This is a genomic window from Streptomyces sp. NPDC048496 (assembly GCF_043200055.1).
Classification (GTDB): domain Bacteria; phylum Actinomycetota; class Actinomycetes; order Streptomycetales; family Streptomycetaceae; genus Streptomyces.
In genome coordinates this window covers 49,707-75,862 of the sequence record NZ_JBICXB010000006.1, presented here as the reverse complement: position 1 = coordinate 75,862, position 26,156 = coordinate 49,707, and the positions used below count along the sequence as shown (strand labels likewise).

The following is a 26,156-nucleotide window of genomic DNA, read 5'->3' as shown; positions in this document are numbered from 1 at the left end:
ATTCCTCCGGGGATTCAACCAGGTTTACGAATCGCTGCGCAGACCCCCGTCAGCGCCGGGCGGAAAGCGGCAGACGGTGATCGGCGGAGGTGGGCAGGGCGGCCGCCGACGTGGGTGTCCAGGACGCGGTCGGCGAGGGCGTGGGGGAAACGGGGTTCAGGCCGCTTCCGAGCGCGTGCGTGAACAGCGGGCCGGTGGCGGTCGGTCGTATCAGGGGAGACGCGGACACATCCGTCAGTACCGCCGCGGCGAAGGGGTTGGCCGTGAGCCGGCCGGTGCCGAACAGGGCGGGGACGGGTGCCGCGGTATGCGGCGGCTGAGCCGCGGGACCGGTCGTGGAACCGCCACCGGACACGCCGGACGTGCCGAGACTGCTGCCACCGCGACGGCTGGTCACGCTGCCGCTCTCGGCCCGCGCGGCGGCATCGAGCGGGGTCACGTTGTTTCCGGCGCCCTCGGCGCGGGTCACGGCGTCGGGACCTGATCCTGTCGGCAGGGCGCCACTCAGCGCGATGGCCGCCAGCGAGACTGCGCTGGCCGCCGCGAAGGCGAACCTGCGGCCGCGCCACGGCGACCGGTCCCCCTCCCGGCCCACCTCATGGATCCGCAACGCCGAACGCGATCCGTCGACCGGAAGCACGGCCGTCGAGCCGTGCGGCGTCCCGAGGTAGCCGAAACGGTCCAGCGGCGACTTTCCCGAAGGCGAATCGGTGCGGCTGCCGGGGGGCTGCATCACCGGGAAAAGTCCGTCGGCGAACCGCCCGGAGCCGCCAAATGGTCTTCCTTGGCGGTCGTCGTCACCGCCCGGTCCCCCGGGAAGGCCCTGCAGCCGGGCGAGGAACCCCTCGGACGGCGACGGCGGGGCGGACTGTGCGAAGACACTCTTCAGCCGCCGTTGGGCAGCAGCCTCGGCCTTGCACTTCGCGCAGGTCGCGAGGTGGGCGAGCACCCGCTCGCGGGCGTCATGTTTGAGCTCACCGTCGACAAGCGCCGCAAGGCGGTCCCCCAAGTGCTGTTCCGCAGGGGTCGGACCTGTGCCACTCACGCCGGCCCGCCCTCCCCTGCCACCACGGCTCCCGCCAGCGAGCGCTGCTCGGCGCGGGCCTCGGGAGAGCGGTGCCGCAGAGCCTTGCGCAGGTGCGAGCGGCCGCGGTGAATACGGCTGCGCACGGTACCGAGCTTCACGCCGAGGGTCGCGGCGATCTCCTCGTACGAAAGTCCCTCGATGTCGCAGAGCACGACCGCGGCACGGAATTCGGGCGCAAGGGTGTCCAGCGCCTGCTGTACGTCCGCGTCGAAGTGGGTGTCGTTGAAGGCCTGCTGCGGGGACGGCTCACGGCTCGGCAGCCGCTCGGCGGCGTCGTCACCGAGGGAGTCGAAACGGATCCGCTGCTTACGACGGACCATGTCCAGGAACAGGTTGGTCGTGATGCGGTGCAGCCAGCCCTCGAAGGTGCCGGGTGTGTAGGTCGACAGCGAACGGAACACCCGGACGAAGACCTCCTGAGTGAGGTCCTCGGCATCGTGCTGGTTTCCCGTCAGACGGTAGGCAAGGCGGTAGACACGACCGCTGTGCGTGCTGACGATCTCTTCCCATGAGGGCGGCAACCACGCCTGGGAGTCCGCATCTGAGGCGAAGGTCGCGGTCGGTGCGGAGTCGTTGGAAGAACGGTCAGCAATGTTGGTCACGGATTTCGGCTCACCCGCCGACCTGAGAAAGCGCCGTAGCACTCGTCCCCGATCCACAGGCGCAGCCGCACCTCCCCTGTCGGCTCTGGTGGTGTCCAGTGGAGCCCCTACCATAGCCACCTCGCCCGTTAGCTCCGGATAAACCTTTTTTTCTACTGAGGTCCGGGATCATCCCCGGGAACCCGCCGGCCCGTGATCCCGGCCCGATCTGCGGGCCGGATCCATGAGCTTTCCCCTGCCCCTTCCTAACGCCCGGTCCCATCTGCGGGTTCCCGGGTGCAGCGGATACAGTCACCGTTGCGCCAACTACGGGGACAGGAGAGGGTCATTACCGCCAACCGGCAGACGAGCTGGGCGTTCGCCGACGCCTTTGTCGCCGAGGACGAAGCACTGCGCTGGGCCAGAGACCGGGCCCGGGAGGCAGGGCTCCGCTCGGTGTCACCGGGCACCGGCGCCGCGCTGCGCTTGCTCGCTGCCACGACCGACGCCAAGGCGGTGGCCGAAATCGGCACCGGAACCGGCGTGTCCGGCATCTATCTGCTGCACGGGATGCGGCCGGACGGGGTGCTGACCACGGTCGATCCGGAGCCGGAGCGGCAGCAGTTCGCCCGCCAGGCCTTCCGGGCTTCGGGGTTCGCGGCCAATCGGGCCCGTTTCATCCCCGGCCGCGCCCTTGACGTACTTCCACGGCTCGCGGACGGCGGATACGACCTCGTGTTCTGCGACGGCGACCGGCTGGAGAGCCTGGACTGCCTCGCTGAATCGTTGCGCCTGCTGCGACCTGGCGGTCTGGTCTGCTTCGAGGGCGTCTTCGCGGACGGCCGTACGGTCGACTCCGCGGCGCAGCCGGCGGAGGTACTGCGGCTGCGGGAGCTGTTGCGGGCGGTGCGGGAGAGCCAGGAGCTGATGGCTACGTTGTTGCCGGTGGGCGACGGGTTGCTCTGCGCCGTCCGGCGTGGGTGACCGTTCGTCGTTCCGTGCCCCTCGTCGGGACGGCCGGGCGTCGTCGGTCTCCCCCGGCCTCCCCCACGGCCCCGAAGGGCCGGGAACCCCTTCGACGGGCTTGTTCCGCATGCATCACTGCCCCGGCACGGGTCCGTGCCGGGGCAGTGATGAAGTGTGGGCGCCTCTGCGTCAGCCGACGACCTTCTTGAGGGCGTCGCCGAGTGCATCGGCCTCGTCCGGAGTCAGCTCCACAACAAGCCGACCGCCGCCTTCGAGCGGAACGCGCATGACGATGCCCCGCCCCTCCTTTGTCACCTCGAGCGGGCCGTCGCCCGTCCGCGGCTTCATGGCCGCCATGCTCGTTCCCCTTCCTGAAACCAGCTCATAACAACCGGCGGCCCCATGACAGGCGCTGTCTCACCGGCATCGAACACATTGCTTCCAGGCCATTATCCCGCATCACAGACCCCCATGACCAACATCGGTCTGCATCGCTTGCGCAACGCGCTCTCGCAAAACCACCCAATTCGGCGATCCGACTGCGATACTCCGTCGCCTTCCCCCCTCCATCGGGGCGCAATCGTTAGACGCAGGTCACATGTTCCCCCTCGGTGATGTCCGCCATGCTTGCCTGGACAGGCATTGCCCGAGGCGCAAAGGGGACAGCAAATGGCGGACCACGTGGCCGACACCGTGCTCTACGAAGTGACGGACGGACTCGCGACGATCACGATCAACCGTCCCGACGCGATGAACGCCATGAACACAGCCGCCAAGGTGGCCCTCCGTGACGCGCTGCAGTCGGCCGCGGCCGATACCGCTGTCCGGGCGGTTCTGCTCACGGCGGCCGGCTCGCGCGCCTTCTGTGTCGGCCAGGACCTCAAGGAACACGTCGCCACGCTGACCGCCACCCGCGAGTCGGGTTCCGGCAATGCGCTGAGCACCGTGCGAGAGCACTACAACCCCGTCGTGCGGGCGATCACCGAGATGGAGAAGCCGGTCGTCGCCGGGGTGAACGGGGTCGCCGCCGGTGCGGGCTTCGGCTTCGCGCTCGCCTGCGACTACCGGGTGGTCGCCGACAGCGCGTCGTTCAACACCTCGTTCGCCGGGGTCGCCCTCACCGCTGACTCGGGTGTCTCGTGGACGCTACCCCGGCTGATCGGCCAGAGCCGCGCAGCCGACCTGCTGCTCTTCCCGCGTTCGATCTCGGCGCAGGATGCGTACGGGCTGGGCATCGTGAACAGACTGGTGCCCGCGGCCGATCTCGCCGCGGAGGCCCTGGCAGTGGCCCGCAAGCTGGCGGACGGCCCGACGGTGGCGTACGCCGCGCTCAAGGCGTCGCTGGCCTACGGCGCCGGCCACACGCTGAGCGAGACGCTGGAGAAGGAGGACGAACTCCAGACGAAGGCGGGCGCCTCCGAGGACCACACCATCGCGGTACAGGCGTTCCTGGACAAGGCGAAGCCGAAGTATCTGGGCCGGTAGGGCCTCGCAGGGGTCGGTCCGGGCCAGGGGGCGTCGACGGTTGCTCACCGGTGGGTGGCTTCCTCCATGGCACCGCCGACCCCGCTGCGCGGCTACGCCCCCGTGCCGCGGGCCACACAGTCTGCCAGGTGATCATCGACCAGGCCGCACGCCTGCATCAGGGCGTAGGCCGTGGTGGGGCCGATGAAGCGCAGGCCGCGCTTCTTGAGGTCCTTGGCGAGTGCGGTGGACTCCGGCGTGACCGCCGGGACGTCGCCGAGGGTGCGCGGGGCCGGCCGGGTGGCGGGGTCCGGGGCGTACGACCAGATCAGTTCGTCCAACTCGCCGTCCGGCCATGCGGCCAGCACCTTGGCATTGGCGAGCGTCGCCTCGATCTTCGCGCGGTTGCGGATGATCCCGGCGTCGGCAAGGAGGCGTTCCCTGTCGGCGTCGGTGAACTCCGCCACCGCACGGATCTTGAACCCGGCGAAGGCGCTGCGGAATCCTTCCCGGCGGCGCAGGATCGTCAGCCAGGACAGCCCGGACTGGAACGCCTCCAGGCAGAGCCGCTCGAACAGGGCGTCGTCGCCATGGACGGGGCGGCCCCATTCCGTGTCGTGGTAGGCGAGGTAGTCATCGGTGGACAGTCCCCACGGACAGCGCAGCCGGCCGTCCGCCCCCGCTTCGGCGCCGCCGCTCATCGCTGCCGCTCCTCGCCGGACCGGGGCCCGGACTCCGGACCGGGCGGCGGCTCCTCGCCGGACCGCGGCATGGACTCCGGACCGGGCGGCGGTTCCTGCTGGGATCCGGACCGGGGCCCGTACCGGGGGCCGGACGGGGGCCAGGAACGCGGCTCCGACTGCCGGTCGGGCTGCTCCCCGGACTGTGGCGCTGACCGGGGTGCCCGCTCGGGCCGTGGCCGGTCCTGCGGCTCCTTGAGGAGCCCGACACCGCCCACCGCCGTCGCCTGCGCTCCGGCGAGCGCCGACTCCAGTTCGGCGATCCGCGCGTCCCGCTCGGCGAGCTCGGCGCCCAGCCGGCCGAGCGCGTCGTCGACGTCGGCCGTCCGGTATCCGCGTGCCGTCACCGGCAGCCGCAGCGCCTCGACGTCCGCGCGGCCGACCGGACGGGTCGCGGGCAACGGGTCGGTCAGCAGCTCGGGCGCCACGTCCTGCAGGACAGCGCTCTTCCCTCCGCCGACCACCGCGAGGGTGACCGCGGCCACGACCACCACCATCGCCAGCAGCAAGAACCAGAACACACGCATCTCCCCTGGGGCGGAAACCTGTCCGGCTCCGATCGTGCCATGCGGTACTGACAGTCACGGCATCCCCCGCGACAGGGAGTGGGCTCCCGACGCCCTGCGACCCCTCCCCCAAGCTCTCGGCTTCGCTCGAGCAGGGAGGGGCCCCCTTCGGCGTTGTCGTCAGTCACCGACGCTCCACGTCGACTCCCTCCTCCGCCTCGCCGTCGAAGCCGCACGACGCCGCTCGCCGATCCACTCCCTATCGTGGGGGTGGCCGTTAGGGTCGCAGGCGGCGGCGGGGGATCTATCCAGAGGAGAAACACAGGATGCGAAGCGGTGCGCTCAGACTGGGGCGGCGCGAATTCGGGGCGCACGAGCCAGTGATCATGGCGATCGTGAACCGTACTCCGGACTCCTTCTACGACCAGGGCGCGACCTTCCGCGACGAGCCCGCGCTCGCCCGGGTCGAGCAGGCTGTCGCCGACGGCGCCGCGATCATCGACATCGGCGGAGTGAAGGCCGGTCCCGGCGAGGAGGTGACCGCCGCGGAGGAGGCCCGCCGCACCGTCGGGTTCGTCGCCGAGGTGCGGCGGCGTCACCCCGATGTGGTGATCAGCGTCGACACCTGGCGCCACGAGGTCGGTGAGGCGGTCTGCGAGGCCGGTGCCGATGTGCTGAACGACGCGTGGGGCGGTGTCGACCCGAAGCTCGCGGAGGTGGCCGCGCGGTACGGAGCGGGGCTGGTGTGTACGCACGCGGGCGGAGCCGAACCGCGGACCCGGCCGCACCGGATCGCGTACGACGACGTGATGGCGGACATCCTGCGGGTGACAGTGGGGCTGGCCGAGCGGGCCGTGGAGCTCGGGGTCAGGCCGGACGGCATCATGATCGACCCTGGTCATGACTTCGGGAAGAACACCCGGCACTCGCTGGAGGCGACGCGTCGCCTCGGTGAGATGACGGAGACCGGCTGGCCCGTCCTCGTGTCGCTGTCCAACAAGGACTTCGTCGGGGAGACGCTCGACCGGCCCGTGAAGGAACGGGTGATCGGGACGCTGGCGACGACCGCGGTCTCGGCGTGGCTGGGCGCGCAGGTCTACCGGGTGCACGAGGTGGCGGAGACGCGACAGGTACTGGACATGGTGGCGTCGATCGCGGGGCACCGGGCGCCGGCGGTGGCCCGGCGCGGGCTGGTGTAGCGGCGGCGAGGCAGCGGGGCGGGCGCGAGCCGGGCCCGGGGCGGCGGGGCCGCTGCGCGGGACGTGTCCCCTGCTCGCCCCTTCCCGATCCGGGGCGCTGCCCCGGATCGGGCTCCTGACGGCCTCCCCCGCGACAGGAGTGGATCAGCGAGCGGCGTCATGCGGCTTCGACGGCAAGGCGGAGGACGGAGTCGACGCGGAGGGGGTACCTCCCACGCCCTTAAGGCTGTGGGCGAGTCGGTGACTGACGACAACGCCGAAGGGGGCCCCTCCCTGCTCGAGCGAAGCCGAGAGCTCGGGGGAGGAGTCGCATGACGCCGGGAGCCCACTCCTTGTCGCGGGGGAGGCCGTCAGTCGCCGGAGGGGCTCACCGTGGCCAGTGGCCGACTTCCTTCGTGACCAGGTCGACCGCCTCGTGCACGTCGTCCGTGACGTGGAACAGCAGCAGATCCCTCTCGGACGCCTTTCCCTGCGCCACCACCGTGTTCCGCAGCCAGTCCACCAGGCCGCCCCAGTACGCGGTGCCGAAGAGCACGATCGGGAAGCGGGTCACCTTGCCCGTCTGGACGAGGGTGAGCGCCTCGAAGAGCTCGTCGAGTGTGCCGAGGCCGCCGGGCAGGACGACGAAGCCCTGCGCGTACTTCACGAACATCGTCTTGCGGACGAAGAAGTAGCGGAAGTTCACGCCGATGTCGACGTGCGGATTGAGCCCGGACTCGAAGGGCAGCTCGATACCGAGGCCGACCGAGATGCCCTTCGCCTCCCGCGCCCCCTTGTTCGCCGCCTCCATCGCTCCGGGACCGCCCCCGGTGATCACCGCGAAACCGGCCTCGACCAGCGCCTTGCCGATCTGTACGCCCGCCTCGTAGTCCGGGCCGTCGGCCGGGCTGCGGGCCGAGCCGAAGACACTGATCGCGCTCGGCAGCTCAGCCAGCGCGCCGAAGCCCTCGACGAACTCCGACTGGATGCGCATCACCCGCCAGGGATCGGTGTGCACCCACTCGGAATCGCCCTCGGAGTCCAGCAGCCGCTGATCGGTGGTGCCGGGCTGTACCTGTTCTCTGCGGCGCAGTACCGGACCGAGCCGCTGCTCCTCGGGGACGTGAGCTTCTTCGGGGTTGCCCATGACCTGCTCCCTCCGACGACGTGACGCCATGACGACGTGCTGTGTCAGGTCAGGGTAGATCCATCGAGGTTACGGGCAGGGGAATGCCGTGGGTCAGCTGGTGAGCCAGGAGCGGAGCCGGTCCTCGCAGTGGGTGATCCGGTCGACCGCCACGTGCTCGTTGCGCTTGTGCGCGAGGACCGGGTCACCGGGCCCGTAGTTCACGGCGGGGACGCCCAGCGCGCCGAAGCGGGAGACGTCCGTCCAGCCGAACTTCGGCTTCGCGGTACCGCCGACGGCCTCCACGAACGCCTTGGCCGCCGGGTGGGAGAGGCCGGGCATCGCCGCGCCGGAGTGGTCGTCGACGGTGAACTCGACGACGCCGCAGTCCGCGAAGACCTCGTGGACGTGGGCGAGGGCGTCCTCGGGGCTGCGGTCGGGGGCGTACCGGTAGTTGACGACGACGGTGCAGGCGTCCGGGATGACGTTGTTGGCGACGCCGGCCTCGATGCGGACGGCGTTCAGGCCCTCGCGGTACTCCAGCCCGTCGATGACCGGCCGGCGCGGTTCGTAGGCGGCGAGACGGGTGAGGATCGGAGCGGCGCCGTGGATGGCGTTGGACCCCATCCAGCTGCGCGCGGAGTGCGCCCGCTCCCCTTCCGTACGGAGGAAGACCCGCAGGGTGCCCTGGCAGCCGCCCTCGACCTGGGCGTCGGACCCTTCGAGGAGGACGGCAAAGTCGCCCGCCAGCCAGTCGGGGTGGGCGTCTGCGACATGGCCGAGCCCGTTGAGATGCGCGGCGACCTCTTCGTTGTCGTAGAAGACGAAGGTGAGGTCGCGGTTGGGCTCGGGTACGGTCGCGGCGATCCGCAGCTGGACGGCGACGCCCGACTTCATGTCGGAGGTGCCACAGCCCCAGAGCACGCCGTTCTCGTCGAGCCGGGACGGGACGTTGTCGGCGATCGGCACGGTGTCGATGTGTCCGGCGAGTACGACGCGCTCGTCGCGGCCGAGGTTCGTCCGGGCCACGACGTTGTTGCCGTGCCGGTCGACGGTCAGGTGCGGGAGCGTGCGCAGGGCCGTCTCGATCGCGTCGGCCAGCTCCTTCTCGTCCCCGCTGACCGACGGGAAGTCGACGAGGCGGGCGGTGAGGGCCGGGCCGTCCAGGGTGAGGTCAAGGGTGCTTTCGGGCATGGCCCCGACCCTAAGGCCTGTCCGGCCCTGATCCGCCGGGCGGGCCCGGGGCTTTCCTTTCGGACCGGACCGGATCGGGGACCCCGCGAGCCCGGCGTGATCCGACAGGAAAGCCCTTGAGGGACTTCGCCCTCGGCCCCGGCCGGGCCCTCCAGTACGGTGGGCGCGTGCCCCGGACCCCCTCCTCCGCCCGCCGACACACCGGCCGCAGCCGCCTCTTGCGTATCGCAGCGGCCTTCGTCGTGCTCGTGGCCCTGGCCGGCTATCTGACCATTCAGTACATCTCGGGCAACAAGGGCGCCGAGCGGTGCACCGTGCAGTCCGCCGACGGCTCGGCGGGCCGGGGACGTACGTACCGGCTGAGCCCGGAGCAGGCCGCGAACGCCGCGACGATCTCCGCGGTGGGCACCACGCGCGGGATGCCCGAGCGTGCGGTGACGATCGCACTGGCGACGGCGTTGCAGGAGTCCGGGCTGCGCAATATCTCGCATGGCGACCGGGACTCGCTGGGACTGTTCCAGCAGCGCCCCTCGCAGGGCTGGGGCACCGAGGAGCAGATCCTGGACCCGGTCTACTCGGCCGGGATGTTCTACCAGCATCTGGCCGAGGTCCCCGGTTACTCGCGGCTGCCGCTGACGGTCGCCGCGCAGCGGGTGCAGCGCAGTGGTTTCCCGCAGGCGTACGCGAAGCACGAGCCGGATGCCGCGCTGCTGTCCGCCGCGCTGACCGGCCGTACGCCCGCCGCGCTGACCTGCACGCCGACGCAGACGGCAGCGGGGCCCGCCGATGCGGGACAGGTGCGGTCGGCGCTGGTACGGGCCTTCGGCAAGGGTGTGCTGCCCCCCTCGGGGCAGGCGGGCGGCGGGGCGTCGGGCGGGGCGGCGGCTGCGGCTGCGGCTGCGGCGGCGGCGGGCACGGTCTCGGTGCCGGTGAAGGCGGCGCGGACCACCGGGGACGGCGGCAGGGCGCAGCGCGGCTGGGAGCTCGCGCACTGGGCGGTGGCGCAGGCCGAATCGCTGGGCATCGACGAGGTCGCGTACGCGGGCCGGGTGTGGAGAAGCGGGTCGGGCTGGCGGACGGACCGCGAGGAATCAGGCACCACGCAGGTCCGCATACAGCTCGTTCGCTAGTGCCGTGACCGGCGATGTCTACGACGGGGCAAAGCTTGCCGCGAGGGACACCAGTACGAAGGATCCCTCGTAGGGGCCATCCAGCCCGTCCGGAAACTGCCGTCACCACACGCCTCCGAAGCTCTCCACTTCATGCGCCGATTCCCTTGCAGCAAAAGGGAAGTGGTGGCCCGTCCGGCGTTTGGGGAATGCAATGTTTGCCTGGGTTCCTCCGTTGTGGATTATGTGACGCGTTACCGACTCTTTACTTCGGTCCACCGCAACCTCCCCCGCCCCCACGACGGTTGTCACTGCGTCCGATCAACGGACAGACAGATTCCACATCCCGTCGAAGGAGCATCATGTCCCTCCCCCTGACCCGTCGGATCGCCCGTGCCGCGCTGCTGATCGCGGCGGGTGCAGCCCCCGTGGTCGGTGCGGCCGGCGCCGCAGGTGCCGCGGAGCTCCCGCAGGCCCCGGAGCTCGGCGGCCTGACGACCGTCGACGGTGCCGGCCTCGGCAAGACCCTCGGCGGCGCGTCCGAGCAGGGCACCAAGGTCGCGGGGGCCACCGGCGGCAAGATCGTCGGGACGGCCGTCCCGGCCGCGCGCAAGACCGTCGGCAGCACGGGCAGCAAGGCCGCCCCCGCCGCGCAGAAGGTCACCGGTGAGGCTGCGGGCAACACCGGTGAGCTGGTCGGCGGGGCCACCGGTGCGGCGACCAAGGGCAGTCTGCCGACCGGCGGTCTCGCCGGTGGCGGTCTGCCGACGACGCAGGGCCTGCCCACCCAGGGCCTGCCGATCGGCTGACCCGTACCGGACACGCAAGAGGGCCTCGGGAGTGTGTACTCCCGAGGCCCTCGCGCCTGTCCGGTACGGGTCAGGACAGCCGCTTGACCGCGGCTGCCACACGTTCGTCCGTCGCCGTGAACGCCACCCGCACGAAGTGGTCGCCCGCCGGTCCGTAGAAATCGCCCGGCGCCACCAGGATGCCGAGCTCGGCAAGGTACGCCACGGTGTCCCAGCAGGGTTCGTCGCGGGTCGCCCACAGGTAGAGGCTCGCCTCGCTGTGCTCGACCCGGAAGCCGTGGGCCTCCAGCGCCGCCCGCAGCGCGGTACGCCGGTCCGCGTACCGGGTCCGCTGCTCGGCCACGTGCGTGTCGTCTCCGAGCGCCGCGACGGTGGCGGCCTGGACCGGGGCGGGCGTCATCATCCCGCTGTGCTTGCGGATCAGCAGCAGTTCGCCGAGGACGGCCGCGTCGCCCGCGATGAACGCCGCGCGGTATCCGGCGAGGTTGGAGCGCTTGGAGAGCGAGTGGACGGCGACGATGCCCTCGTACGTGCCGCCGCAGACATCGGGGTGGAGCACGGAGACCGGTTCGGCCTCCCAGCCGAGCTCCAGGTAGCACTCGTCGCTGAAGACCAGCACGTCGTGCTCGCGCGCCCAGGCCACGATCCGGATCAGCTCGTCCTTGGACAGGACCCGGCCGGTGGGGTTGGACGGCGAGTTCAGCCAGAGCAGCTCGAGTCCGGCCGGGTCGAGCTCGGTGGGGTCGTCGTAGACGACCGGCTCGGCGCCACAGAGCCGGGCGCCCACCTCGTACGTCGGGTAGGCGAGCCGCGGGTACGCCACCTTGTCGCCTGCGCCGAGGCCGAGCTGGGTCGGCAGCCAGGCGACGAGTTCCTTGGAGCCGACGACCGGCAGCACGTTCTCGTGCGCCACGGAGACCGCGCCGAGCCTCCGCTCCACCCAGCCGGTAAGGGCGTCGCGGAGTTCGGTCGTCCCCCACACCGTCGGATAGCCGGGGCTGTCCGCGGCGGCGACGAGCGCCTGCTGGATCAGCTCCGGAACCGGGTCGACGGGCGTGCCGACGGAAAGATCGACGATGCCGTCCGGGTGGGCCGCAGCGGTCGACTTGTAGGGCGCGAGCTTGTCCCAGGGGAAGACCGGGAGGCGGGAGGAGACTGCTGCGGACACGGCTCTCTGCTTTCTCGTACGAGGGTGACGAGGATGGTTCGGGTGGTTCGTGCGGCGCCGGGTCTGGCTGCGGCCCGGACCGGAAAACACCTCGGTCCCGCACGGTGACGAGCCGTACGGGACCGGGGCGGCGCACGTGCTGGCCGCTGGTTACTGGTTCTGCGGCGGCAACGCTGCGATGAACGGGTGGTCGCGCTCGATCAGACCCAGCTTGGAGGCACCACCCGGCGAACCGAGGTCGTCGAAGAACTCGACGTTCGCCTTGTAGTAGTCCTTCCACTCCTCCGGGGTGTCGTCCTCGTAGAAGATCGCCTCGACCGGGCAGACCGGCTCACAGGCTCCACAGTCGACGCATTCGTCCGGGTGGATGTACAAGGACCGCTGGCCCTCGTAGATGCAGTCGACGGGGCACTCTTCGATGCAGGCCTTGTCCTTTACGTCGACACAAGGCTGCGCGATGACGTAGGTCACGCTGTCGTTCCTCCTCGGTAGGGCGTTGGCTCTCGCGCGGGAGCGCGGCGTCGTCGATGCCCACGCCTAGTATCTCCGTTCCGGGGCACGAACCGAACAGGAGGGGCGGAGAGAGCTGTGGAATTCACCATCGGCGGACAGGCTGAGGTCCGGATTACCCCGGCTGACGTGGGCAAACGGGTATCAGTCCGACGTCGTTCGGAGGACGGCGCGGCGGGCTGGAGGTTCACCGACACCGTCGGGGTTCTCACATCCTGGAAGAATCATGTGCTGTCGATCACACCGAAGAGCGGTGAATCCGTCCACATCGCGGAATCCTCGCTGGTGGCGGGCAAGGTCGTCCCCTCCGCGCCGGCCCGACGCCGGGGTCCGTCGGCCACGTTCGCCGAACTCGCCCACGTCTGTGCCCGCGCCTGGCAGCCGGTGGAGAGCGAACCGCTCGGCAACTGGCAGCTACGCGCGGCGGAGGGGTTCACCCGGCGCGCCAACTCCGTACTGCCGCTCGGCGACCCGGGGGTGCCGCTCGACGAGGCGCTCGCGCGGGTGGAGCGCTGGTACGAGGCCCGCGGGCTGCCCGCGTACATCCAGACCGCGACGGGCGCGGAGGGCACACAGGAGAGTCTGTGCGCGGAGCTGGAGGAGCACGGGTGGCGGCGCGAGGTCACGGCGCAGGTGCGGATCGCGGCTCTGGCACCGATCGGCGATCTGGACGCGGACGTTGCGCGGGTGCGGCTGAGCCGGGAGATCGACGAGGCGTGGCTCTCCCGGTACCAGCGCTTCGACACTCCGGGCCCGCATGTACTGAAGGTGCTGGGCAGCGGGCCCTCGGTGTGGTTCGCGACCGTGCCGGGTGACGCGGAGGGCGAGGCGCCTGCCGCGATCGGGCGATGTGTCGTGGACGGGCGCTGGGCGGGCTTCATGGCCGTCGAAGTCGACGCCGCGTACCGGCGGCGGGGCCTGGCCTCCGCCGTCATGACCGCACTGGCCCGGCAGGCGCTGGACGAGGGCGCGTCGGCGGCGTGGCTGCAGGTGGAGGCGGACAATGAGGAGGCACATGCGCTGTACGACGGCATGGGTTTCGTGACCCATCACCTGTACCACCACTTCCGGTCCGCGTAGGGGCAGGAGCATGTCCCCCATGAACCCAGGGCTCAACCCACGCCGGCAGTTCGCCGAGGAGGCCCGCGCCGAACGCCCTGACCTCGCGCTGCTCTGCCTGCTGCTGGCCGCGGAGGCCGACCCGGCACTGGACGCGAACGGGATCGACGCTGCGCAGATCGAACTGGACCGGCTGGCGGGACTGCTTCCGTACGGGGTACGGGGCGGGCGCGCCTGGGCCTCGGCGCTGGCCGAACTGCTCGGCGAACGGTGCGGGTTCGAGGGCTCATCGACGGACTACCAGCGGCTGCAGTCCTCGCTGCTGCACGAGGTGCTGCGGCGCCGGCGCGGGCTGCCGATCCTGCTCTCGGTGGTGTGGATCGAGGTGGCGCGGCGGGCGGGCGCTCCGGTGTACGGGGTGGCGCTGCCGGGTCATTTCGTCGTCGGGTTCGGTGATCCGGCGGAACAGGTGCTGGCCGACCCGTTCGCCGGCGGCAGGCCGATGACCGGCCAGGACGCGCAGCTTCTGGTGACGGGGGCGACCGGGGCACCACTCGAGCCGTCGATGCTGGTGCCGGCCCGGCCGCTGGAGATCGTGCTGCGGATCCTGAACAACATCAGGGCGTGGGCGGCGGTCCGCCCGGAGTGCACGCGAGTGGCGCTGTGGGCGGTGGACCTGTCACTGCTGCTGCCCTCGCATCCGGCGCGGCTGCGCTACGAGCGGGCGCAGTTGCTCGTACAGAGCGGGGAGTTCCTTCGCGGGGCGGAGGAGATGGAGGAGTACGCGGAACTGGTGGAAGCGGTGGAGCCGACGGCGGCGGAGATGGTTCGGGGGCGGGCCCGGGCAGCGCGGGCCTTGCTGAATTAGACCGACCGGCAGTAGGGGAATGGGGGAAGGAGCGGGGGCCGGCGAAGGGGGTGGCCCAGGCCGTCAGGTCGTCGGCGCCGTAGCCGAGGCCGATGGGCACACCCGCGTACAGCGCGAGCGTCACGAGCCCTGGCAGCAGTCCGAAGCCGGACCACCGCCCGTGCCCGCCCACCCACTTCTGACCGCGCATCAGGTAACCGAAACCCGCCCCGAAATCACGCATGTGGATCACCCTGTCGGGTGCCCGGCCACGGAGAAGAACGTGCCGGTGCGGCCGCAGCCGACCTGGATGTCGTCGACGATCAGCAGCACCCCATGGGTGTCGCACCAGTTCCGCAGGCCGACGAGGAACTCGGTCGGGGCGACGTACACCCCGCCCTCGCACTGCACGGTCTCCACGATGACGGCGGCCGGCTTCTCCACGCCGGAACTGGTGTCCTGGACCAGCCGGTCGAGCAGATCGAGGGAGTCGAAGGGCCCCATCGGGGAGTCGGGGAAGGGGATGTGGGTCGTCCTGGGCAGGGTGGCGTAGAGCCCCTGCTTGTAGAAGTCCGAGCCCACGGCGGCGAGCGCGCCCGTGCTGACCCCGTGGAAGCCGCCGCCGAAGGCGACAATGTTGGTCCGCCCGGTGACGAGCCGGGCGACCTTCAGCGCCGCTTCCACCGCGTTGGTACCGGAGGGGCTGCAGAACTGCACTCGGTGGTCGAGCCCGCGCGGCGCCAGGATGTGCGTCTGGAAGGCCTCCAGGAAGTCCTGTTTGGCGGTGGTCGCCAGGTCGAGGGCGTGGGTCAGCCCGTCGCGCTCGATGTAGTCGACCAGGGCGCGCTTGGCGAACTCGGGGTTGTGGCCGTAGTTCAGCGCGCCCGCCCCGGCCAGGAAGTCGAGATACCTGGCGCCCTCGGCGCCGACCAGGAACTCCCGGTGCGCGGTCTCGAAGGTGGCGGGGAAGGACCGCGCGTACGAGCGGACGGCCGACTCCCGGCTGTCGAACACGGCGGCCACAGCGCGTCGAGCGCGGCCCGCACGTCGGCGTCACCGGCGAGCATGCGCTGTACGTCGGCGACGTCCTGCGCCTCGGTGCGTTCCTGCGCGGCGGCCGAATCGACCTCGCCGAGCAGCCCCGGCAGTGCGTCCAGGTCGGCACGTACGGCACAGTCGGGACCGGTCCCCGCCAGCACCTCGGCGATGTCCGCCCAGCCGTTCGGCGAGGTGACGGGTGGCCTCGCCGGACCGCCGGGCGAGCGCAGCGAGATCTCGCGCCGGAAGACAGGGGCGGCCCTGTTGTGCGGCAGCCTCGTCGCACGGGCGACGTCCGCGGCGCGTACGCACTCCCCGTGGTCGAGCCCGGCGAGTGCACCACATCGGGTCGGAACGGGAGCCGCGCAGGTCCGGAGGTCTCCCGATCTCTCCTGCCTGCCACGCGCGCCGCTTCTCGCACTGGCCCCGCAGGGCCTCTTGAGTGACGCGGAGGGCACCCCCCGGGCGATCACCTGCGTACAGGACATCGCCAACCAGCCGTCGCTGCAAGCAGGTTGGAGCCGACCGCGAGGGTCTCGCCGCCCCGATCGCACGGCGCGTCACCATGAGGAAGTGTCAGCAAACGGGTGTGCCTGCGGCGCCAAACCTGATTACGCCACGATATGCAGTCCGATGGGTGATTATCGGTAATTCGCCACCCGAAGGGCTCACGGCGTAGCTCCAATGCACAGTTTCCCGATGGCGCCAAGTCGCATTCCGGTTAACGGTGGATCACGTCGCAACTGCGTCACTTTGAGTCGACAGCCCGTCACTCATCGCAGTCGCGTCGAAAGGAATGTGTTCAGATGCGCTCTGCCCGCACACTGTTCGCTTCGGCCGCGATCACCGCGGTCCTCGCCATCACGAGTCCCGCTGCCCATGCCATCACCTTGACCGATGGCTGGGACGGCGGTTCCTCCTCCAGCAGCGATGAGCACGGCGACCGCGGCGACGACCGCGGCGATGAGCACGGCGACCGCGGCGACGACCGCGGCGAAAAGGGCCACCACGGCCACAAGGGTGGCCACGGCGAGAAGGGCGAGAAGGGCGACCACGACGACGAGGGCGAGAAGGGCGACAAGGGCGACGACGACGAGGGCGAAAAGGGTCACCACGGCGACAAGGGCGAGAAGGGCGGCTGGGGCGACAAGGGCGACAAGGGCCACCACGGCAGCAAGGGCGAAAAGGGCGGCTGGGGCCAAGGCGACAAGCCCCGCGGCGGCGTCCACACCGGAGGTGGCGCCATGGCCATGACGGTGGCCAAGGAGTGGCAGCCCGGCAACGACTCCGGCGGCGACGAGGGCGGCAGCGACGAAGGTGGCGACGAGGCCGCCTGGGGCGACGGCGACTGGACCGACGGCGACAAGGGCGACCACGGCGACGAGGGCGAAAAGGGCGACCACGGCGAGAAGGGCGGCAAGGGCGAGAAGGGCGACCACGGCGAGAAGGGCGGCAAGGGCGAGAAGGGCGAGAAGGGCGGCTGGGGCGGCAAGGGCGAGAAGGGCGAGAAGGGCGACCACGGCGAGAAGGGCGGCTGGGGCGAGAAGGGCAACCACGGCGGCAAGGGCGACAAGCCCCGCGGCGGCGTCCACACCGGTGGCGGCGCCATGGCCATGACGGTGGCCAAGGAGTGGCAGCCCGGCAACGACTCCGGCGGCGACGAGGGCGGCAGCGACGAAGGAGGCTCCGTCGGCGACGAGGGCAGCTCCGGCGGCGACGAGGGCGGCTCGGGCGGCAAGGGCGAGCAAGGCGGCCACGGCGACAAGGGCGGCTGGGGCCACGGCAGCAAGGGCGACAAGCCCCGCGGTGGCGTCCACACCGGTGGCGGCGGGACCGCGGTGACCGGTGGCGGTCTGGCTGCCGGTTCGGCGTTGCTCATCGGTGGGCTCGGCGTCGGTGCGTACAAGGTGCGCCGCCGTCAGACCACGGGCGGCGCGGTGGCCTGAACGAACTGAACCGCTGATCTCGCGCAGCTGTCGCGGTCGCCGTCCCCCGGGGCGGCGGTCGCGGCGGCTGCGTTTCCCCGGTTCCGCCGGCTGACCGAGCACCAACTGACTGATGCCACACAGAAGAAGGACAGAAGAAAGGCACGCTCCCATGGCCGCCCCGCAGTCGCCCGATTCCACCCCCTCCCGGCCTGGCTCCCCCGCCATCGGCCGCGCCCTGCTCTGGCCCGCAGCAGCGACAGGGCTGGGCCTGCTCCTGATCTACAACTCCCTCGGCATCTCGGACGACAACAAGCCGTTGACCACCCCGGCGGTGCTCGCACCCGCCGTCCCCGGGCCCGGCGTTCCCGGAGCCCCGGCAGCCGCCCCCCCGGCAGCCGCCCCCTCGACCCCCGGCGCCCCCTCGGCCTCCGCTTCCCGCCAGGGGCTGTCCATGCCCCGCTCCGAGCCGAAGCGGCTCCGGATCCCGACGATCGCCGTCGACGCCCCCTTCACCCGCCTGTCCATCGGCCCGACCGGACAGCTCAACGCCCCGCCCCCCAACGACAAGAACCTGGTGGGCTGGTTCAAGGACGGCGCGACGCCGGGTGAGCCCGGCGCGTCCATCGTCGCAGGTCACGTCGATACGACGACCGGCCCTGCGGTGTTCCTGCAGCTCCGGTTCCTGAAACCGGGCGCCACGGTCGACATCACGCGGGCGGACGGCGGCGTCGCCTCGTTCAAGGTCGACTCGGTGGAGACCTTCAGCAAGGCGAACTTCCCCGACAAACGGGTGTACGCCGACACCCCGTCCGCCCAGCTCCGCCTGATCACGTGCGGCGGCAACTACGACAGGAAGGCCAAGGACTACAAGGACAACGTGGTGGTGTTCGCCCATCTCGACAAGGAGACGCGCGCCTGAAACACCGGGACAGGACCTAGCCGGCGTTCTCCGTCCGTTCCAACTCCTTGAAGAAGTGATGGCGGGTGTGGCTGCCCGGGAGCCCACCGCCGCTCCCGGTCTCCAGGTAGCCCTGTCGGCGGTAGAAACCGGGCGCCTGGAAGGACATCGACGAGACGATCACGGAGGTGCAGCCACGCGCCAGAGCCTCGTCCTCGGCGGCGCGCACCAGTCCGGCGCCCCACCCCTCGTGACGCCGGTCGGCCCGCACCCACACCTCGGAGATCCCGGGGCGGACGCTACAGCCAGCCCTTCTCGCTCGCGATGCGCACCGCTTCCGCCCGGTTGCGTGCCGCCGTCTTCTGGATCGCCGTGGACAGGTAGTTGCGGACCGTGCCCTGCGAGAGATGGAGGGCTGTGGCGATCTCCGCATTGGTGGAACCGTCGGCCGCCGTGCACAGCACGTCGCGTTCGCGCTCGGTCAGTGGGCTCGCGCCGTCGGCAAGCGCGGCGGCCGCCAGGGTCGGATCGATGACGCGTTCGCCGGCGAGCACCTTCCGTACGGCTTCCGCGAGTTGGGACGCCGGGGCGTCCTTCACCAGGAACGCGTCCGCGCCCGACTCCATCGCCCGGCGCAGATAGCCGGGGCGGCCGAAGGTCGTGACGACGACGACCTTCACGGCCGGGAGCTCCCGGCGCAGCACGCCCGCCGCTTCGATGCCGGTCATGCCCGGCATCTCGATGTCGAGGAGGGCGACATCGACGGCATTCTCCCGGGCCGCCGCGAGGACCTCGTCACCGCGGGCGACCTGGGCCACCACCTCGATGTCGGGTTCCAGGCCGAGCAGCGCCGCGAGGGCCTCGCGCACCATGGACTGGTCCTCGGCAAGGAGGAGTCTGATCATGCTCATTCACCGGATCCTAGGGCGGATCCGAGCGGAACACTGAGGGTGAGGGTGAAGCCTTTACCGGAATCGGAGCTGGTGGCCCGGGTGGCCAGCGTGCCGTCGATGGTGGCGAGTCGTTCGCTGATGCCGGTGAGGCCGTTGCCCGGCTTCGTTCCGGAGCCGCCCCGGCCGTCGTCCGCCACCGTGAGTTCGAGGACCCGGCCGTCGAGCGTCTGCCGGGGGGTGAGCGTGACCGCGCAGCGGCGGGCGCCGCTGTGGCGTACGACATTGGTGACGGCTTCCCGCAGCGCCCAGGCGAGGACCTCCTCCGGTTTCTCGGGGAGCTCGGCGGGGGCGTCCGCCGGGATGTCGGCGATGATGCCCGCGGCGGCGAGTGCCGTACGCGCCCCTGCCAGTTCGCCGGGGAGGGTGGGCCGCCGGTAGCCGGTGACCGCACTGCGGACGTCCACCAGCGCCTGGCGGCTGACCTGTTCGATGTCGGCGACCTGAAGCGCCGCCTGGTCGGGGCGGTCGGGGAGCATCCGCCCCGCCAGCTCGCTCTTGAGCGTGATCAGGGAGAGGGAGTGGCCGAGCAGGTCGTGCAGATCGCGGGCGAGCCGCAGCCGCTCCTCGTTGGCGGCGAGCTGGGCGACGGTGGCGCGGGCCTCGCGCAGCTCTATCGTCGTGCGGATCATCTGCCGTACGCCGGTCATGGCGAACCCGCCGAGCAGGGCGGGGAAGACCAGGGCGGTGATGACATCACGCGGGTGGTCGCCGGTCAGGCCGATGCCGACGAGTACGGCGGTGACGACGGGAATCAGCCGGCCGGCGGTCCGCAGGGGCAGGGTGGCCCCGACGGTGACGGAGACGTACACGAAGAGGACCAGCCACGGGGTGCCCAGCGTCAGGGAGAGGACGGCCGCCAGGGCGCCGAGGAAGGCGATCGTCGCCCCGACCCGGCGGCGGTCCAGCACCTTCGAGGTGTGGCGGAAGACCAGGACCAGGTACGTCCCGACGAAGACCAGCAGGCCGAGGGCGCCCAGCGCGGCGGCCCACGAGGTGTGGTTGCCGTCGATGATGTCCTTGACCGGGGCACTCATGAACGCGAGCCAGATGCCGATCCAGAGCAGCTTGACGCCCACCTGACGGCGGTTGGCCGGCGGGCGCCCAATACCCACGAACGTCTCGTCGTCGTTCACGCCTTCAGGGTGTCCTTCCGGTAGAGCCAGGCCGCGCCGCCCGCGAAGAGCAGGAAGTAGACGCAGAGGATGGCGACGTCCTTGGCGTGCGGCGAGCCGCCCATCTCGACCGCCTGGCCGAGTGCAGCGTACGCGTGGGTGGGCAGCCACTCGGAGATGTTCTGGAGCCACTGCGGGAAGGTCGCGCTCGGCATCCACAGGCCGCCGAGGACCGACAGACCGAAATAGATGATCATGGTGATCGGGCGGACCGCGTCCCCGCTGGCGATGTAGCCGATGGCGACCCCGAGCGCGGCAAAGACCAGCGATCCGGCCCAGATGACCCCGGTCAGTGCGAACCACTGCCAGGTCTCCATCCGTACGTGCTTGACGACGGCGGCGACCAGGAACACGACCACGATGCACGGCAGGGTGACCATCGCGGCACTGGCGATCTTCGCCAGGACGTAGCCGCGGCTGGGCAACGGGGTGAGGCGCAGCTGGCGGACCCAGCCCTTCTCGCGCTCCTTGGCGATGCGCTCACTGTTGCCCATGAGGACGGCGGTCAGCGCACCGAAGGAGGCCATCGAGACCATGAAGAACGCCTGCAGGGTCAGATCGCTGTGCGGGACCTTGTCGGTGGTGTTCCGGGTGCCGGAGATCAGCAGGTAGATGAAGGACGGATAGATGATCGAGAAGAACATGAACTTCTTGTTCCGCAGGGTGCGGGTCACTTCGAGTTTGATGAGCGCCCACGAGAAGAAATTCAGCATGCGGTCCTGGCCTCCTCGGCCTCGGTGATGGCGACGAAGGCCTGCTCCAGGCCGAGTCCTGCGACTTCGAGTTCGCGCGGGTAGAGGCCGAGTGCGTAGACCGCGTGAACGGTCGCGTCGGCGTTGTGCGACTGGATACGGACCCGGTTGCCGCTGATGTCGAGCGCGGAAAGGAACGGCAGGCCGCGCAGGGCCGATTCGTCGACCGCGCCCTCCAGTTCGAACGAGATCCGGCGGGCTCCGGCCTTCGCCTTGATCTCGGCGGCGGTGCCGTCGGCGAGGAGCCGGCCCTTGTGGAGGACGAGGACGCGGTCGGCGATCGCGTCGGCCTCTTCGAGGTAGTGGGTGGCGAACAGAACGGTACGGCCCTGCTCGGCCTGTTCCCGCATGGTGGCCCAGAACGCCTGGCGGGCGGTGACGTCCATGCCGGTGGTCGGCTCGTCGAGGACGATCAGGTCATGGGCCCCGGCGGTGGCGAGCGCGAACCGTACGCGCTGCTCCTGGCCGCCGGAGAGCTTGTTGACCATCCGGTCGGCGATCGACGCGATGCCCGCGCGGGCCAGCACGTCGCCGACCGGGTACGGCCGCGGGTGCAGATCGCAGACGAGCCGGACGATCTCCTCGACGGTGACGTCCTCCATCAGGCCGCCGGTCTGCAGCATCGCGCCGACCCGGCCCTTGGCGATCGCCTCCTGCGGGGACACGCCGAAGAGCCGGACCGTGCCGGAGTCCGCGGTGCGCAGGCCGAGGAGCAGGTCGAGAGCGGAGGACTTGCCGGCGCCGTTGGGGCCGAGGAGCGCCACGGTCTCGCCGGGGTGCAGGTCGAGGGTGAGCCCGTCGACGGCGCGTACGTCTCCGTACGCCTTGCTGACCTGGTCGAAGCTGACCACCGCGGCGTGCGCGGTGGTGACTTCGGTGGCTGTCGTTGTCATGCGTCCAGCCTGGCGGGGCGGGGTGTCCGCCCGGCAGGGTCACGCGTCGTGGATCGGGGATGACAGATGTCATGCCCCACGCATGACGCCGCCCCCGGAACGGGGGACGGCGTCATGGGATCCGTGCTTCGGTGGTGCTATCCGTTGCCGTCGAGGGCGATGGTGACGGTGCGCTCGGTGGAGGTTTTGCCGAGCAGCGCGGTCTGCATGGCGTGTGCCACGTCGTCCGCACTGAGCTGGTGCTTCTTGCCGTCACCCTTGGTGATCATGATGCCGTCGAAGACGCCGTCACAGAGGGTGTCGATCGCGGCCTTGTCGTAGACCTCGACCAGCCGGCCGCCGACCGCCTTCATGGAGAGGATCTGCGGCAGCGACCTCGCCGGTCCGAACTGGATCTGCTTGGGCCCTGCCTTGATCGTGATGAGGCCGGACATCGCGGGTTGCGCGAAGTCCTTCATCGCCCGGTCCAGTTCGGCCTGCGCGATGGTGGGCTGGCGAGTGGTGACCGGCAGTTGGACCGTGGCCGCCTTGCCCGTCTGCACCTGGGCGCGGTACGCGTCCCGTACCGAGATCATCGACCTGTTGACGTCCAGCGTCTTGCCCGCCTTGCCGGGGACCGCGACGGCCTTGCCCGGCTCGAACTTGATCGTGCCGTCGTTGGCGGAACCGGACACGCCCGCCAGGTCCGTCAGCGCGACCCCGAGCTTCTCCTCGTCGACCGGGATCACCGGGTCGGCCTTGCGCTCGGCGCCGAAGAGGGAGCCGATCACCGAGACCGGGTTGTAGTCGCTGCCGGCGGCGCCGCGCACGGTCTCCACGCTGTCCAGCGCGAGACCGGCCTTCTCCGGGGCGAGCTTCTCGTTCTTGCCGTCGACGGAGAGCTGGAGAGGGGTCTTGGCGCGCTCGCCGAGAGCCGCGTCCAGCTTGGCGACAGCCTGCTCCTTCGTGCCGCCGCCGATGTCGACGCCGAGGACGGTGGTGCCCTTGGGGACCTCGGAGTGGTTCATCAACAGCCCCGCGCCGTAGGCGAAACCGGCCAGGACAACGACGCCCGCGCCGAGCAGGACCGGCTTCGAGCGGCCCTTCTTCTTCGCGGGGGCCGGGGCAGGGCGGGCGGGGGCGGTCGCCTGGGCGGCGGGGCCGCCCGGTCCTGCCGGTCCGCTGCCCATCGGGTCGTTCGGGATCCGGGGCGACAGGTCGGCGCGCGGACCGGGACCCCCCGGGCCGCCCGCGTTCGAGAACGGGGACGGGGCGGACGCCGAGCGGTGCTCCGGCGGGACGACAGGGATACCGCTGTTGAGCGTATCCCCCGAGACATGGCCGCCGGGGCCGGGCCGTGCGAACTGCGGTGTGAGGACGGCCGTGTCGTCGGACATCCGCGGGGGTACGCCACCGGGGGCGCCGGGAGCGGACGGTCCGCCGGGACGCGCCTGGCCTGCACCCGGACCTGCCGGGCCGGAACCGGGGCCGGGGCCGTCCGGTCCGCCGAGGCGGGGAGTCAGGGACGAGGTGCCGGTGACCGGGCCGGTCGTCGGGCCGGACGGGCCCGGCGTACGCACGCCGGGATTCGGCGTGGCGCGCGGCCCGCCCGGGACCGCGGAGTCGTCGCCTGGGCGGGGTGCGCCCTGGTCGCCGGTGCGCTGCGGGCCGTCCGAGAAGTACGGCAGATCGGCGCGCGGCGGGGTGGGAGCACCGGACCCGGCACCCCCGCCCGCACCGGCGGATCCGGCAGCGGCGGCATTGCCGGCCGCGGTGTCGACCACCGAGGTGTTCGTCGGTGCCTTGCGGGGGGCGAACCAGTCGCTGCCGCTCTTCTCCTTGGCCGGCTTCTCGGCGCTCGGCTCCGCGCTCGCGGAGCCGTCTCTCGCGTCGGTGGCCGGTCCACCCGACGCGCCCGGCCCGCTCGACGCACCGGGCGCACCGCCGGACACGGGTGCTCCCGGGCGCGGCGTGCTGCCCGTGCGCTCACGCGTGGCGTCCGCGTCGGCGTCGCTCATCGGCGTACGCATCACGACCGGCGGGATGGGCCGCGAGCCGGGGATGTTGATCCGGATACGCGTCGTCAGCGTCGTCTCGGTCCTCGGCTCTTCGGACTGAGGCGTATCCGCAGGCTCCGGGGTCTCCTCCGGGGCGTCCTGCGAAGGGTGCAGCGACGGATACTGGCGTGATCCGTACGGCGGCGTACCCGAGGGATACGCGGCTCCCCCGCGCCCCTTGGGGCCGGTGGACGAACTGTCAGTTTCACGACTCAAAGCAGGTTCTCCCGATTGGCTCCGCCGCCCGTACTTCCCCCATGCCGCAGGCCAGGGGACGGCTCGGCGCGCGAACCACCATACTGGCCGCCACCGACAGAAACTCCGCGACCGGGGAAACGACGGTGCGCCTCCCGGACGGACAGGGAGCATTACGGGATCGGACGTGGCACATTACTTGCCAGGTCGGCCGTTGTCGGCGCCCTGTTGGGGCGACCGCGACATGGTGGCACACATCACAGCGACGGCCATCCCTCCCAGCGTGAAGAGGGTGAGCCCCAGTTCGTCTCCGAAGACGTAGTCGCCCTCCGGCCGTCCACCGAGCACAACAATGACCGAAACCAGCCAGCCCGCGGCGGGCGCGAGGGCGCCGATCTGGGTCCCGGTGAGCAGGCGACCCCCGTAGAACAGTCCGGCGCAGGCCACCAGCGCGAGCAGCAAACCGGCCGGGAACCAGGCGGCTTGGACCAACGCTCCCGCGAGCCCGACGAGCGCGCCGAGGACCGCGAGGCCCAGGTAGGCCCCGATGCGGCCCGGGTTCAGGGGTGCGGCGAGACCGGTGGGCGCGGGCTCCCGGGGCGGGGTGTCGGTGCGGGGCCGGCGCTGCTTGCCGCTGCTCATGACCGTGCTCCCGACTCAGCCCCTGGCACGTCCTCCGCACCCGATGCGCCCGGTACGCCTGCGAAGAGATCGTGTTCCCGTGCACCCGCGGGCGCTCCGGACGTTCCGCGTACCAACTCGTAGTACTCGGTGGTGAAGACGGGCTGACCCAGATCGTTCGAGAGGGCGAAGAACGGGCCGTCCACGGCGATCTGGGTGCGGTGTGCCCGCATCGCCGCCGTCTTGGCCGCCGCGTGGGCGGCACCGTCGATCTCCGTGGTGATCCGGGTGTCGTTCACCACACCCGGTACGTCGTCGATCGCGGCGATCCCCGGGAAGGCGTCGGGGGCCGTCGAGCGCAGCCGCGCGAAGGCCTGTTCGGCGACGGAGCGCGGCACCCGGTTCCAGTAGATTTTGTCGATGGCGTGCGGGGCACCTGGTCCGCCGCGGTACGCGGGGTCGGCTGCCAGGTCCGCGGCGCGCATCGCGACGCGGTGCGCCTGGATGTGGTCGGGGTGCCCGTACCCGCCGTCGGGGTCGTACGTGACGAGGACCTGCGGACGTACCGAGCGGATCACCTCCACGAGGTACCCGGCGGCCTCGTCCACGTCCGTGTTCCAGAAGGCGCCGGGGCGGTGATTCTGCTCGGCACCCATCATTCCGGAGTCCCGGAACCGTCCGGGTCCGCCGAGGAAACGGTGGTCGGTGACCCCGAGCTCCTTCATCGCGGCAGCGAGTTCACCGATGCGGTGGTCGCCCAGGGTGTCGTCCCGGTCGGCCGTGAGATGGGCGAGTCCGGGCGGGATGACCTCGCCCTCCTCGCCGCGCGTGCAGGTCACCAGAGTGACCCGGGCGCCCCGGGCTGCGTACAGGGCCATGGTGGCGCCGTTGTTGATCGACTCGTCGTCGGGGTGCGCATGCACCAGGAGCAGACGACGGGCGGGAAGGTCCGTCATGGGACCCACCCTACGAGCCGACTGCCCTGCGGGCCGACCACGGAGGGGGCCGGGGCCCGTCGCAGCTGCGCCTGCCGGGCCCCGCGAGCCCGGCATGATCCGAAGGGGCCCCGGATCAGAACTTGATGTCGCCGATCATTCCGGCCACATTCGTGGTCAGCTCCGAGATGGTGGGCGCAATGGACGAACTCGCGAGATAGAAACCGAGCAGCATGCAGACCACCGCATGTCCGCCCTTCAGTCCGGCTTTCCGGATCAGCAGGAAGACGACGATCGCCAGCAGCACCACCGCCGAAATCGAGAGTGCCACGGCGGTTCACCTCCATCAGTACGGTCGGGACGGGCAGCACACATGGAGCCAGCAGGTTCA

Annotated in this window: 27 protein-coding genes and 2 pseudogenes; 9 read left to right on the top strand and 20 right to left on the bottom strand. The window is 71.0% G+C overall.

Annotated features, from left to right (window positions below; genetic code table 11):
* Positions 1 to 49 precede the first annotated feature (49 nt).
* Both ACGFSA_RS08945 and sigE read right to left on the bottom strand, forming a co-directional pair.
* Entirely contained in the window at positions 50 to 1,045 is a 996-nt protein-coding gene (locus ACGFSA_RS08945; RefSeq protein ID WP_393301831.1) for a zf-HC2 domain-containing protein, read from the bottom strand.
* Complete coding sequence (sigE, locus tag ACGFSA_RS08940; protein ID WP_393301828.1) at positions 1,042 to 1,803, bottom strand: RNA polymerase sigma factor SigE; 762 nt, start codon at positions 1,801 to 1,803, stop codon at positions 1,042 to 1,044. Before sigE ends, ACGFSA_RS08945 begins: the two co-directional genes overlap by 4 nt.
* Positions 1,804 to 1,986: 183 nt before the next feature.
* Here sigE and ACGFSA_RS08935 point away from each other — a divergent pair, with 183 nt between their 5' ends.
* Positions 1,987 to 2,652, top strand: coding sequence for an O-methyltransferase (locus ACGFSA_RS08935; RefSeq protein WP_345510608.1), 666 nt, complete (start codon positions 1,987 to 1,989; stop codon positions 2,650 to 2,652).
* Positions 2,653 to 2,823: 171 nt separating this feature from the next.
* Here the strand turns inward: ACGFSA_RS08935 and ACGFSA_RS08930 are convergent, their stop codons facing one another.
* Positions 2,824 to 2,991 carry a DUF3117 domain-containing protein gene (locus tag ACGFSA_RS08930; RefSeq protein WP_003966491.1) on the bottom strand — a complete coding sequence of 56 codons (168 nt, stop codon included), beginning with the start codon at positions 2,989 to 2,991 and terminating at the stop codon, positions 2,824 to 2,826.
* Between the two features lie 312 nt (positions 2,992 to 3,303).
* Here ACGFSA_RS08930 and ACGFSA_RS08925 point away from each other — a divergent pair, with 312 nt between their 5' ends.
* Positions 3,304 to 4,119 (top strand): enoyl-CoA hydratase/isomerase family protein, encoded by an 816-nt coding sequence (locus ACGFSA_RS08925; RefSeq protein WP_393301824.1) that lies wholly within the window; start codon positions 3,304 to 3,306, stop codon positions 4,117 to 4,119.
* 92 nt (positions 4,120 to 4,211) lie between these two features.
* On the opposite strand, the gene ACGFSA_RS08920 is transcribed toward ACGFSA_RS08925, so the two are convergent.
* Positions 4,212 to 4,799, bottom strand: coding sequence for a DNA-3-methyladenine glycosylase I (locus ACGFSA_RS08920; protein ID WP_393301821.1), 588 nt, complete (start codon positions 4,797 to 4,799; stop codon positions 4,212 to 4,214).
* Positions 4,800 to 4,960: 161 nt separating this feature from the next.
* Positions 4,961 to 5,365 (bottom strand): annotated as a pseudogene (locus tag ACGFSA_RS08915) (hypothetical protein); the annotation flags it as partial.
* A 305-nt stretch (positions 5,366 to 5,670) separates the two neighbouring features.
* Here ACGFSA_RS08915 and folP point away from each other — a divergent pair.
* Positions 5,671 to 6,543 carry a dihydropteroate synthase gene (folP, locus tag ACGFSA_RS08910; protein WP_393301818.1) on the top strand — a complete coding sequence of 291 codons (873 nt, stop codon included), beginning with the start codon at positions 5,671 to 5,673 and terminating at the stop codon, positions 6,541 to 6,543.
* Between the two features lie 367 nt (positions 6,544 to 6,910).
* Here the strand turns inward: folP and ACGFSA_RS08905 are convergent, their stop codons facing one another.
* Both ACGFSA_RS08905 and dapE read right to left on the bottom strand, forming a co-directional pair.
* Positions 6,911 to 7,669, bottom strand: coding sequence for a TIGR00730 family Rossman fold protein (locus tag ACGFSA_RS08905; RefSeq protein ID WP_366689967.1), 759 nt, complete (start codon positions 7,667 to 7,669; stop codon positions 6,911 to 6,913).
* Between the two features lie 93 nt (positions 7,670 to 7,762).
* A complete protein-coding gene (gene dapE / locus ACGFSA_RS08900) occupies positions 7,763 to 8,842 on the bottom strand; it encodes a succinyl-diaminopimelate desuccinylase (protein WP_393301815.1) in 1,080 nt (359 codons plus the stop codon).
* 167 nt (positions 8,843 to 9,009) lie between these two features.
* On the opposite strand from dapE, the gene ACGFSA_RS08895 reads away from it, so the two are divergent.
* A complete protein-coding gene (locus ACGFSA_RS08895) occupies positions 9,010 to 9,972 on the top strand; it encodes a hypothetical protein (RefSeq protein ID WP_393301812.1) in 963 nt (320 codons plus the stop codon).
* A gap of 341 nt (positions 9,973 to 10,313) precedes the next feature.
* Positions 10,314 to 10,760: an ATP-binding protein gene (locus ACGFSA_RS08890; protein WP_393301809.1), complete on the top strand. Its 447-nt coding sequence runs from the start codon at positions 10,314 to 10,316 to the stop codon at positions 10,758 to 10,760.
* A 70-nt stretch (positions 10,761 to 10,830) separates the two neighbouring features.
* Here ACGFSA_RS08890 and dapC read toward each other — a convergent pair whose 3' ends face one another.
* Together dapC and fdxA are read right to left on the bottom strand one after the other, a co-directional pair.
* Positions 10,831 to 11,928, bottom strand: a complete 1,098-nt coding sequence (gene dapC / locus ACGFSA_RS08885) for a succinyldiaminopimelate transaminase (RefSeq protein WP_393301806.1) — start codon at positions 11,926 to 11,928, stop codon at positions 10,831 to 10,833.
* A 150-nt stretch (positions 11,929 to 12,078) separates the two neighbouring features.
* Complete coding sequence (gene fdxA / locus ACGFSA_RS08880; RefSeq protein WP_037688837.1) at positions 12,079 to 12,399, bottom strand: ferredoxin; 321 nt, start codon at positions 12,397 to 12,399, stop codon at positions 12,079 to 12,081.
* A 117-nt stretch (positions 12,400 to 12,516) separates the two neighbouring features.
* Between fdxA and ACGFSA_RS08875 the strand changes: the two genes are divergently transcribed.
* Both ACGFSA_RS08875 and ACGFSA_RS08870 read left to right on the top strand, forming a co-directional pair.
* On the top strand, positions 12,517 to 13,518 hold the full coding sequence (locus tag ACGFSA_RS08875) for a GNAT family N-acetyltransferase (RefSeq protein WP_393301802.1): 1,002 nt from the start codon (positions 12,517 to 12,519) through the stop codon (positions 13,516 to 13,518).
* 10 nt (positions 13,519 to 13,528) lie between these two features.
* Entirely contained in the window at positions 13,529 to 14,365 is an 837-nt protein-coding gene (locus tag ACGFSA_RS08870) for a tetratricopeptide repeat protein (RefSeq protein WP_393301799.1), read from the top strand.
* Between the two features lie 22 nt (positions 14,366 to 14,387).
* Here ACGFSA_RS08870 and ACGFSA_RS08865 read toward each other — a convergent pair.
* Positions 14,388 to 14,588: pseudogene (locus tag ACGFSA_RS08865) on the bottom strand (hypothetical protein); the annotation flags it as partial.
* 5 nt (positions 14,589 to 14,593) lie between these two features.
* Positions 14,594 to 15,358 carry an aminotransferase class III-fold pyridoxal phosphate-dependent enzyme gene (locus ACGFSA_RS08860; protein WP_393301796.1) on the bottom strand — a complete coding sequence of 255 codons (765 nt, stop codon included), beginning with the start codon at positions 15,356 to 15,358 and terminating at the stop codon, positions 14,594 to 14,596.
* Positions 15,359 to 16,188: 830 nt separating this feature from the next.
* Here ACGFSA_RS08860 and ACGFSA_RS08855 point away from each other — a divergent pair.
* Both ACGFSA_RS08855 and ACGFSA_RS08850 read left to right on the top strand, forming a co-directional pair.
* The gene (locus ACGFSA_RS08855) at positions 16,189 to 17,328 is read left to right on the top strand and encodes a hypothetical protein (protein WP_393301793.1); all 1,140 of its coding nucleotides are present in this window, start codon (positions 16,189 to 16,191) and stop codon (positions 17,326 to 17,328) included.
* A 151-nt stretch (positions 17,329 to 17,479) separates the two neighbouring features.
* Positions 17,480 to 18,229 carry a class F sortase gene (locus ACGFSA_RS08850; RefSeq protein WP_393301790.1) on the top strand — a complete coding sequence of 250 codons (750 nt, stop codon included), beginning with the start codon at positions 17,480 to 17,482 and terminating at the stop codon, positions 18,227 to 18,229.
* A gap of 16 nt (positions 18,230 to 18,245) precedes the next feature.
* Here the strand turns inward: ACGFSA_RS08850 and ACGFSA_RS08845 are convergent, their stop codons facing one another.
* The 9 genes from ACGFSA_RS08845 to ACGFSA_RS08805 all read right to left on the bottom strand — a co-directional run bounded on the left by ACGFSA_RS08845 (position 18,246) and on the right by ACGFSA_RS08805 (position 26,096).
* Positions 18,246 to 18,485, bottom strand: a complete 240-nt coding sequence (locus tag ACGFSA_RS08845; RefSeq protein ID WP_393301787.1) for a GNAT family N-acetyltransferase — start codon at positions 18,483 to 18,485, stop codon at positions 18,246 to 18,248.
* Between the two features lie 22 nt (positions 18,486 to 18,507).
* Positions 18,508 to 19,119, bottom strand: coding sequence for a response regulator transcription factor (locus ACGFSA_RS08840; RefSeq protein ID WP_393301784.1), 612 nt, complete (start codon positions 19,117 to 19,119; stop codon positions 18,508 to 18,510).
* Positions 19,116 to 20,294 (bottom strand): sensor histidine kinase, encoded by a 1,179-nt coding sequence (locus ACGFSA_RS08835; protein WP_393301781.1) that lies wholly within the window; start codon positions 20,292 to 20,294, stop codon positions 19,116 to 19,118. Before ACGFSA_RS08835 ends, ACGFSA_RS08840 begins: the two co-directional genes overlap by 4 nt.
* Positions 20,291 to 21,046 (bottom strand): ABC transporter permease, encoded by a 756-nt coding sequence (locus ACGFSA_RS08830; RefSeq protein WP_393301778.1) that lies wholly within the window; start codon positions 21,044 to 21,046, stop codon positions 20,291 to 20,293. Before ACGFSA_RS08830 ends, ACGFSA_RS08835 begins: the two co-directional genes overlap by 4 nt.
* Positions 21,040 to 21,978 (bottom strand): ABC transporter ATP-binding protein, encoded by a 939-nt coding sequence (locus ACGFSA_RS08825; RefSeq protein ID WP_393301775.1) that lies wholly within the window; start codon positions 21,976 to 21,978, stop codon positions 21,040 to 21,042. The genes ACGFSA_RS08830 and ACGFSA_RS08825 overlap by 7 nt, the downstream gene beginning before the upstream one ends.
* Positions 21,979 to 22,115: 137 nt before the next feature.
* Positions 22,116 to 24,230, bottom strand: coding sequence for a hypothetical protein (locus ACGFSA_RS08820; RefSeq protein WP_393301772.1), 2,115 nt, complete (start codon positions 24,228 to 24,230; stop codon positions 22,116 to 22,118).
* Between the two features lie 174 nt (positions 24,231 to 24,404).
* On the bottom strand, positions 24,405 to 24,851 hold the full coding sequence (locus tag ACGFSA_RS08815; RefSeq protein ID WP_393301769.1) for a DUF6113 family protein: 447 nt from the start codon (positions 24,849 to 24,851) through the stop codon (positions 24,405 to 24,407).
* Positions 24,848 to 25,786 (bottom strand): N-acetyl-1-D-myo-inositol-2-amino-2-deoxy-alpha-D-glucopyranoside deacetylase, encoded by a 939-nt coding sequence (mshB, locus tag ACGFSA_RS08810; RefSeq protein ID WP_393301766.1) that lies wholly within the window; start codon positions 25,784 to 25,786, stop codon positions 24,848 to 24,850. Before mshB ends, ACGFSA_RS08815 begins: the two co-directional genes overlap by 4 nt.
* Before the next feature lie 115 nt (positions 25,787 to 25,901).
* Entirely contained in the window at positions 25,902 to 26,096 is a 195-nt protein-coding gene (locus ACGFSA_RS08805) for a hypothetical protein (protein WP_393301763.1), read from the bottom strand.
* Positions 26,097 to 26,156: the final 60 nt, after the last annotated feature.

Bases quoted from the DNA above. Each gene is read 5' to 3' on its own strand.
- sigE (WP_393301828.1), bottom strand. From the start codon at position 1,803: ATGGTAGGGGCTCCACTGGACACCACCAGAGCCGACAGGGGAGGTGCG.
- ACGFSA_RS08930 (WP_003966491.1), bottom strand. From the start codon at position 2,991: ATGGCGGCCATGAAGCCGCGGACGGGCGACGGCCCGCTCGAGGTGACA.
- ACGFSA_RS08925 (WP_393301824.1), top strand. From the start codon at position 3,304: ATGGCGGACCACGTGGCCGACACCGTGCTCTACGAAGTGACGGACGGA.
- ACGFSA_RS08920 (WP_393301821.1), bottom strand. From the start codon at position 4,799: ATGAGCGGCGGCGCCGAAGCGGGGGCGGACGGCCGGCTGCGCTGTCCG.
- folP (WP_393301818.1), top strand. From the start codon at position 5,671: ATGCGAAGCGGTGCGCTCAGACTGGGGCGGCGCGAATTCGGGGCGCAC.
- ACGFSA_RS08905 (WP_366689967.1), bottom strand. From the start codon at position 7,669: ATGGGCAACCCCGAAGAAGCTCACGTCCCCGAGGAGCAGCGGCTCGGT.
- dapE (WP_393301815.1), bottom strand. From the start codon at position 8,842: ATGCCCGAAAGCACCCTTGACCTCACCCTGGACGGCCCGGCCCTCACC.
- ACGFSA_RS08890 (WP_393301809.1), top strand. From the start codon at position 10,314: ATGTCCCTCCCCCTGACCCGTCGGATCGCCCGTGCCGCGCTGCTGATC.
- ACGFSA_RS08870 (WP_393301799.1), top strand. From the start codon at position 13,529: ATGTCCCCCATGAACCCAGGGCTCAACCCACGCCGGCAGTTCGCCGAG.
- ACGFSA_RS08855 (WP_393301793.1), top strand. From the start codon at position 16,189: ATGCGCTCTGCCCGCACACTGTTCGCTTCGGCCGCGATCACCGCGGTC.
- ACGFSA_RS08850 (WP_393301790.1), top strand. From the start codon at position 17,480: ATGGCCGCCCCGCAGTCGCCCGATTCCACCCCCTCCCGGCCTGGCTCC.
- ACGFSA_RS08840 (WP_393301784.1), bottom strand. From the start codon at position 19,119: ATGAGCATGATCAGACTCCTCCTTGCCGAGGACCAGTCCATGGTGCGC.
- ACGFSA_RS08830 (WP_393301778.1), bottom strand. From the start codon at position 21,046: ATGCTGAATTTCTTCTCGTGGGCGCTCATCAAACTCGAAGTGACCCGC.
- ACGFSA_RS08825 (WP_393301775.1), bottom strand. From the start codon at position 21,978: ATGACAACGACAGCCACCGAAGTCACCACCGCGCACGCCGCGGTGGTC.
- ACGFSA_RS08815 (WP_393301769.1), bottom strand. From the start codon at position 24,851: ATGAGCAGCGGCAAGCAGCGCCGGCCCCGCACCGACACCCCGCCCCGG.
- mshB (WP_393301766.1), bottom strand. From the start codon at position 25,786: ATGACGGACCTTCCCGCCCGTCGTCTGCTCCTGGTGCATGCGCACCCC.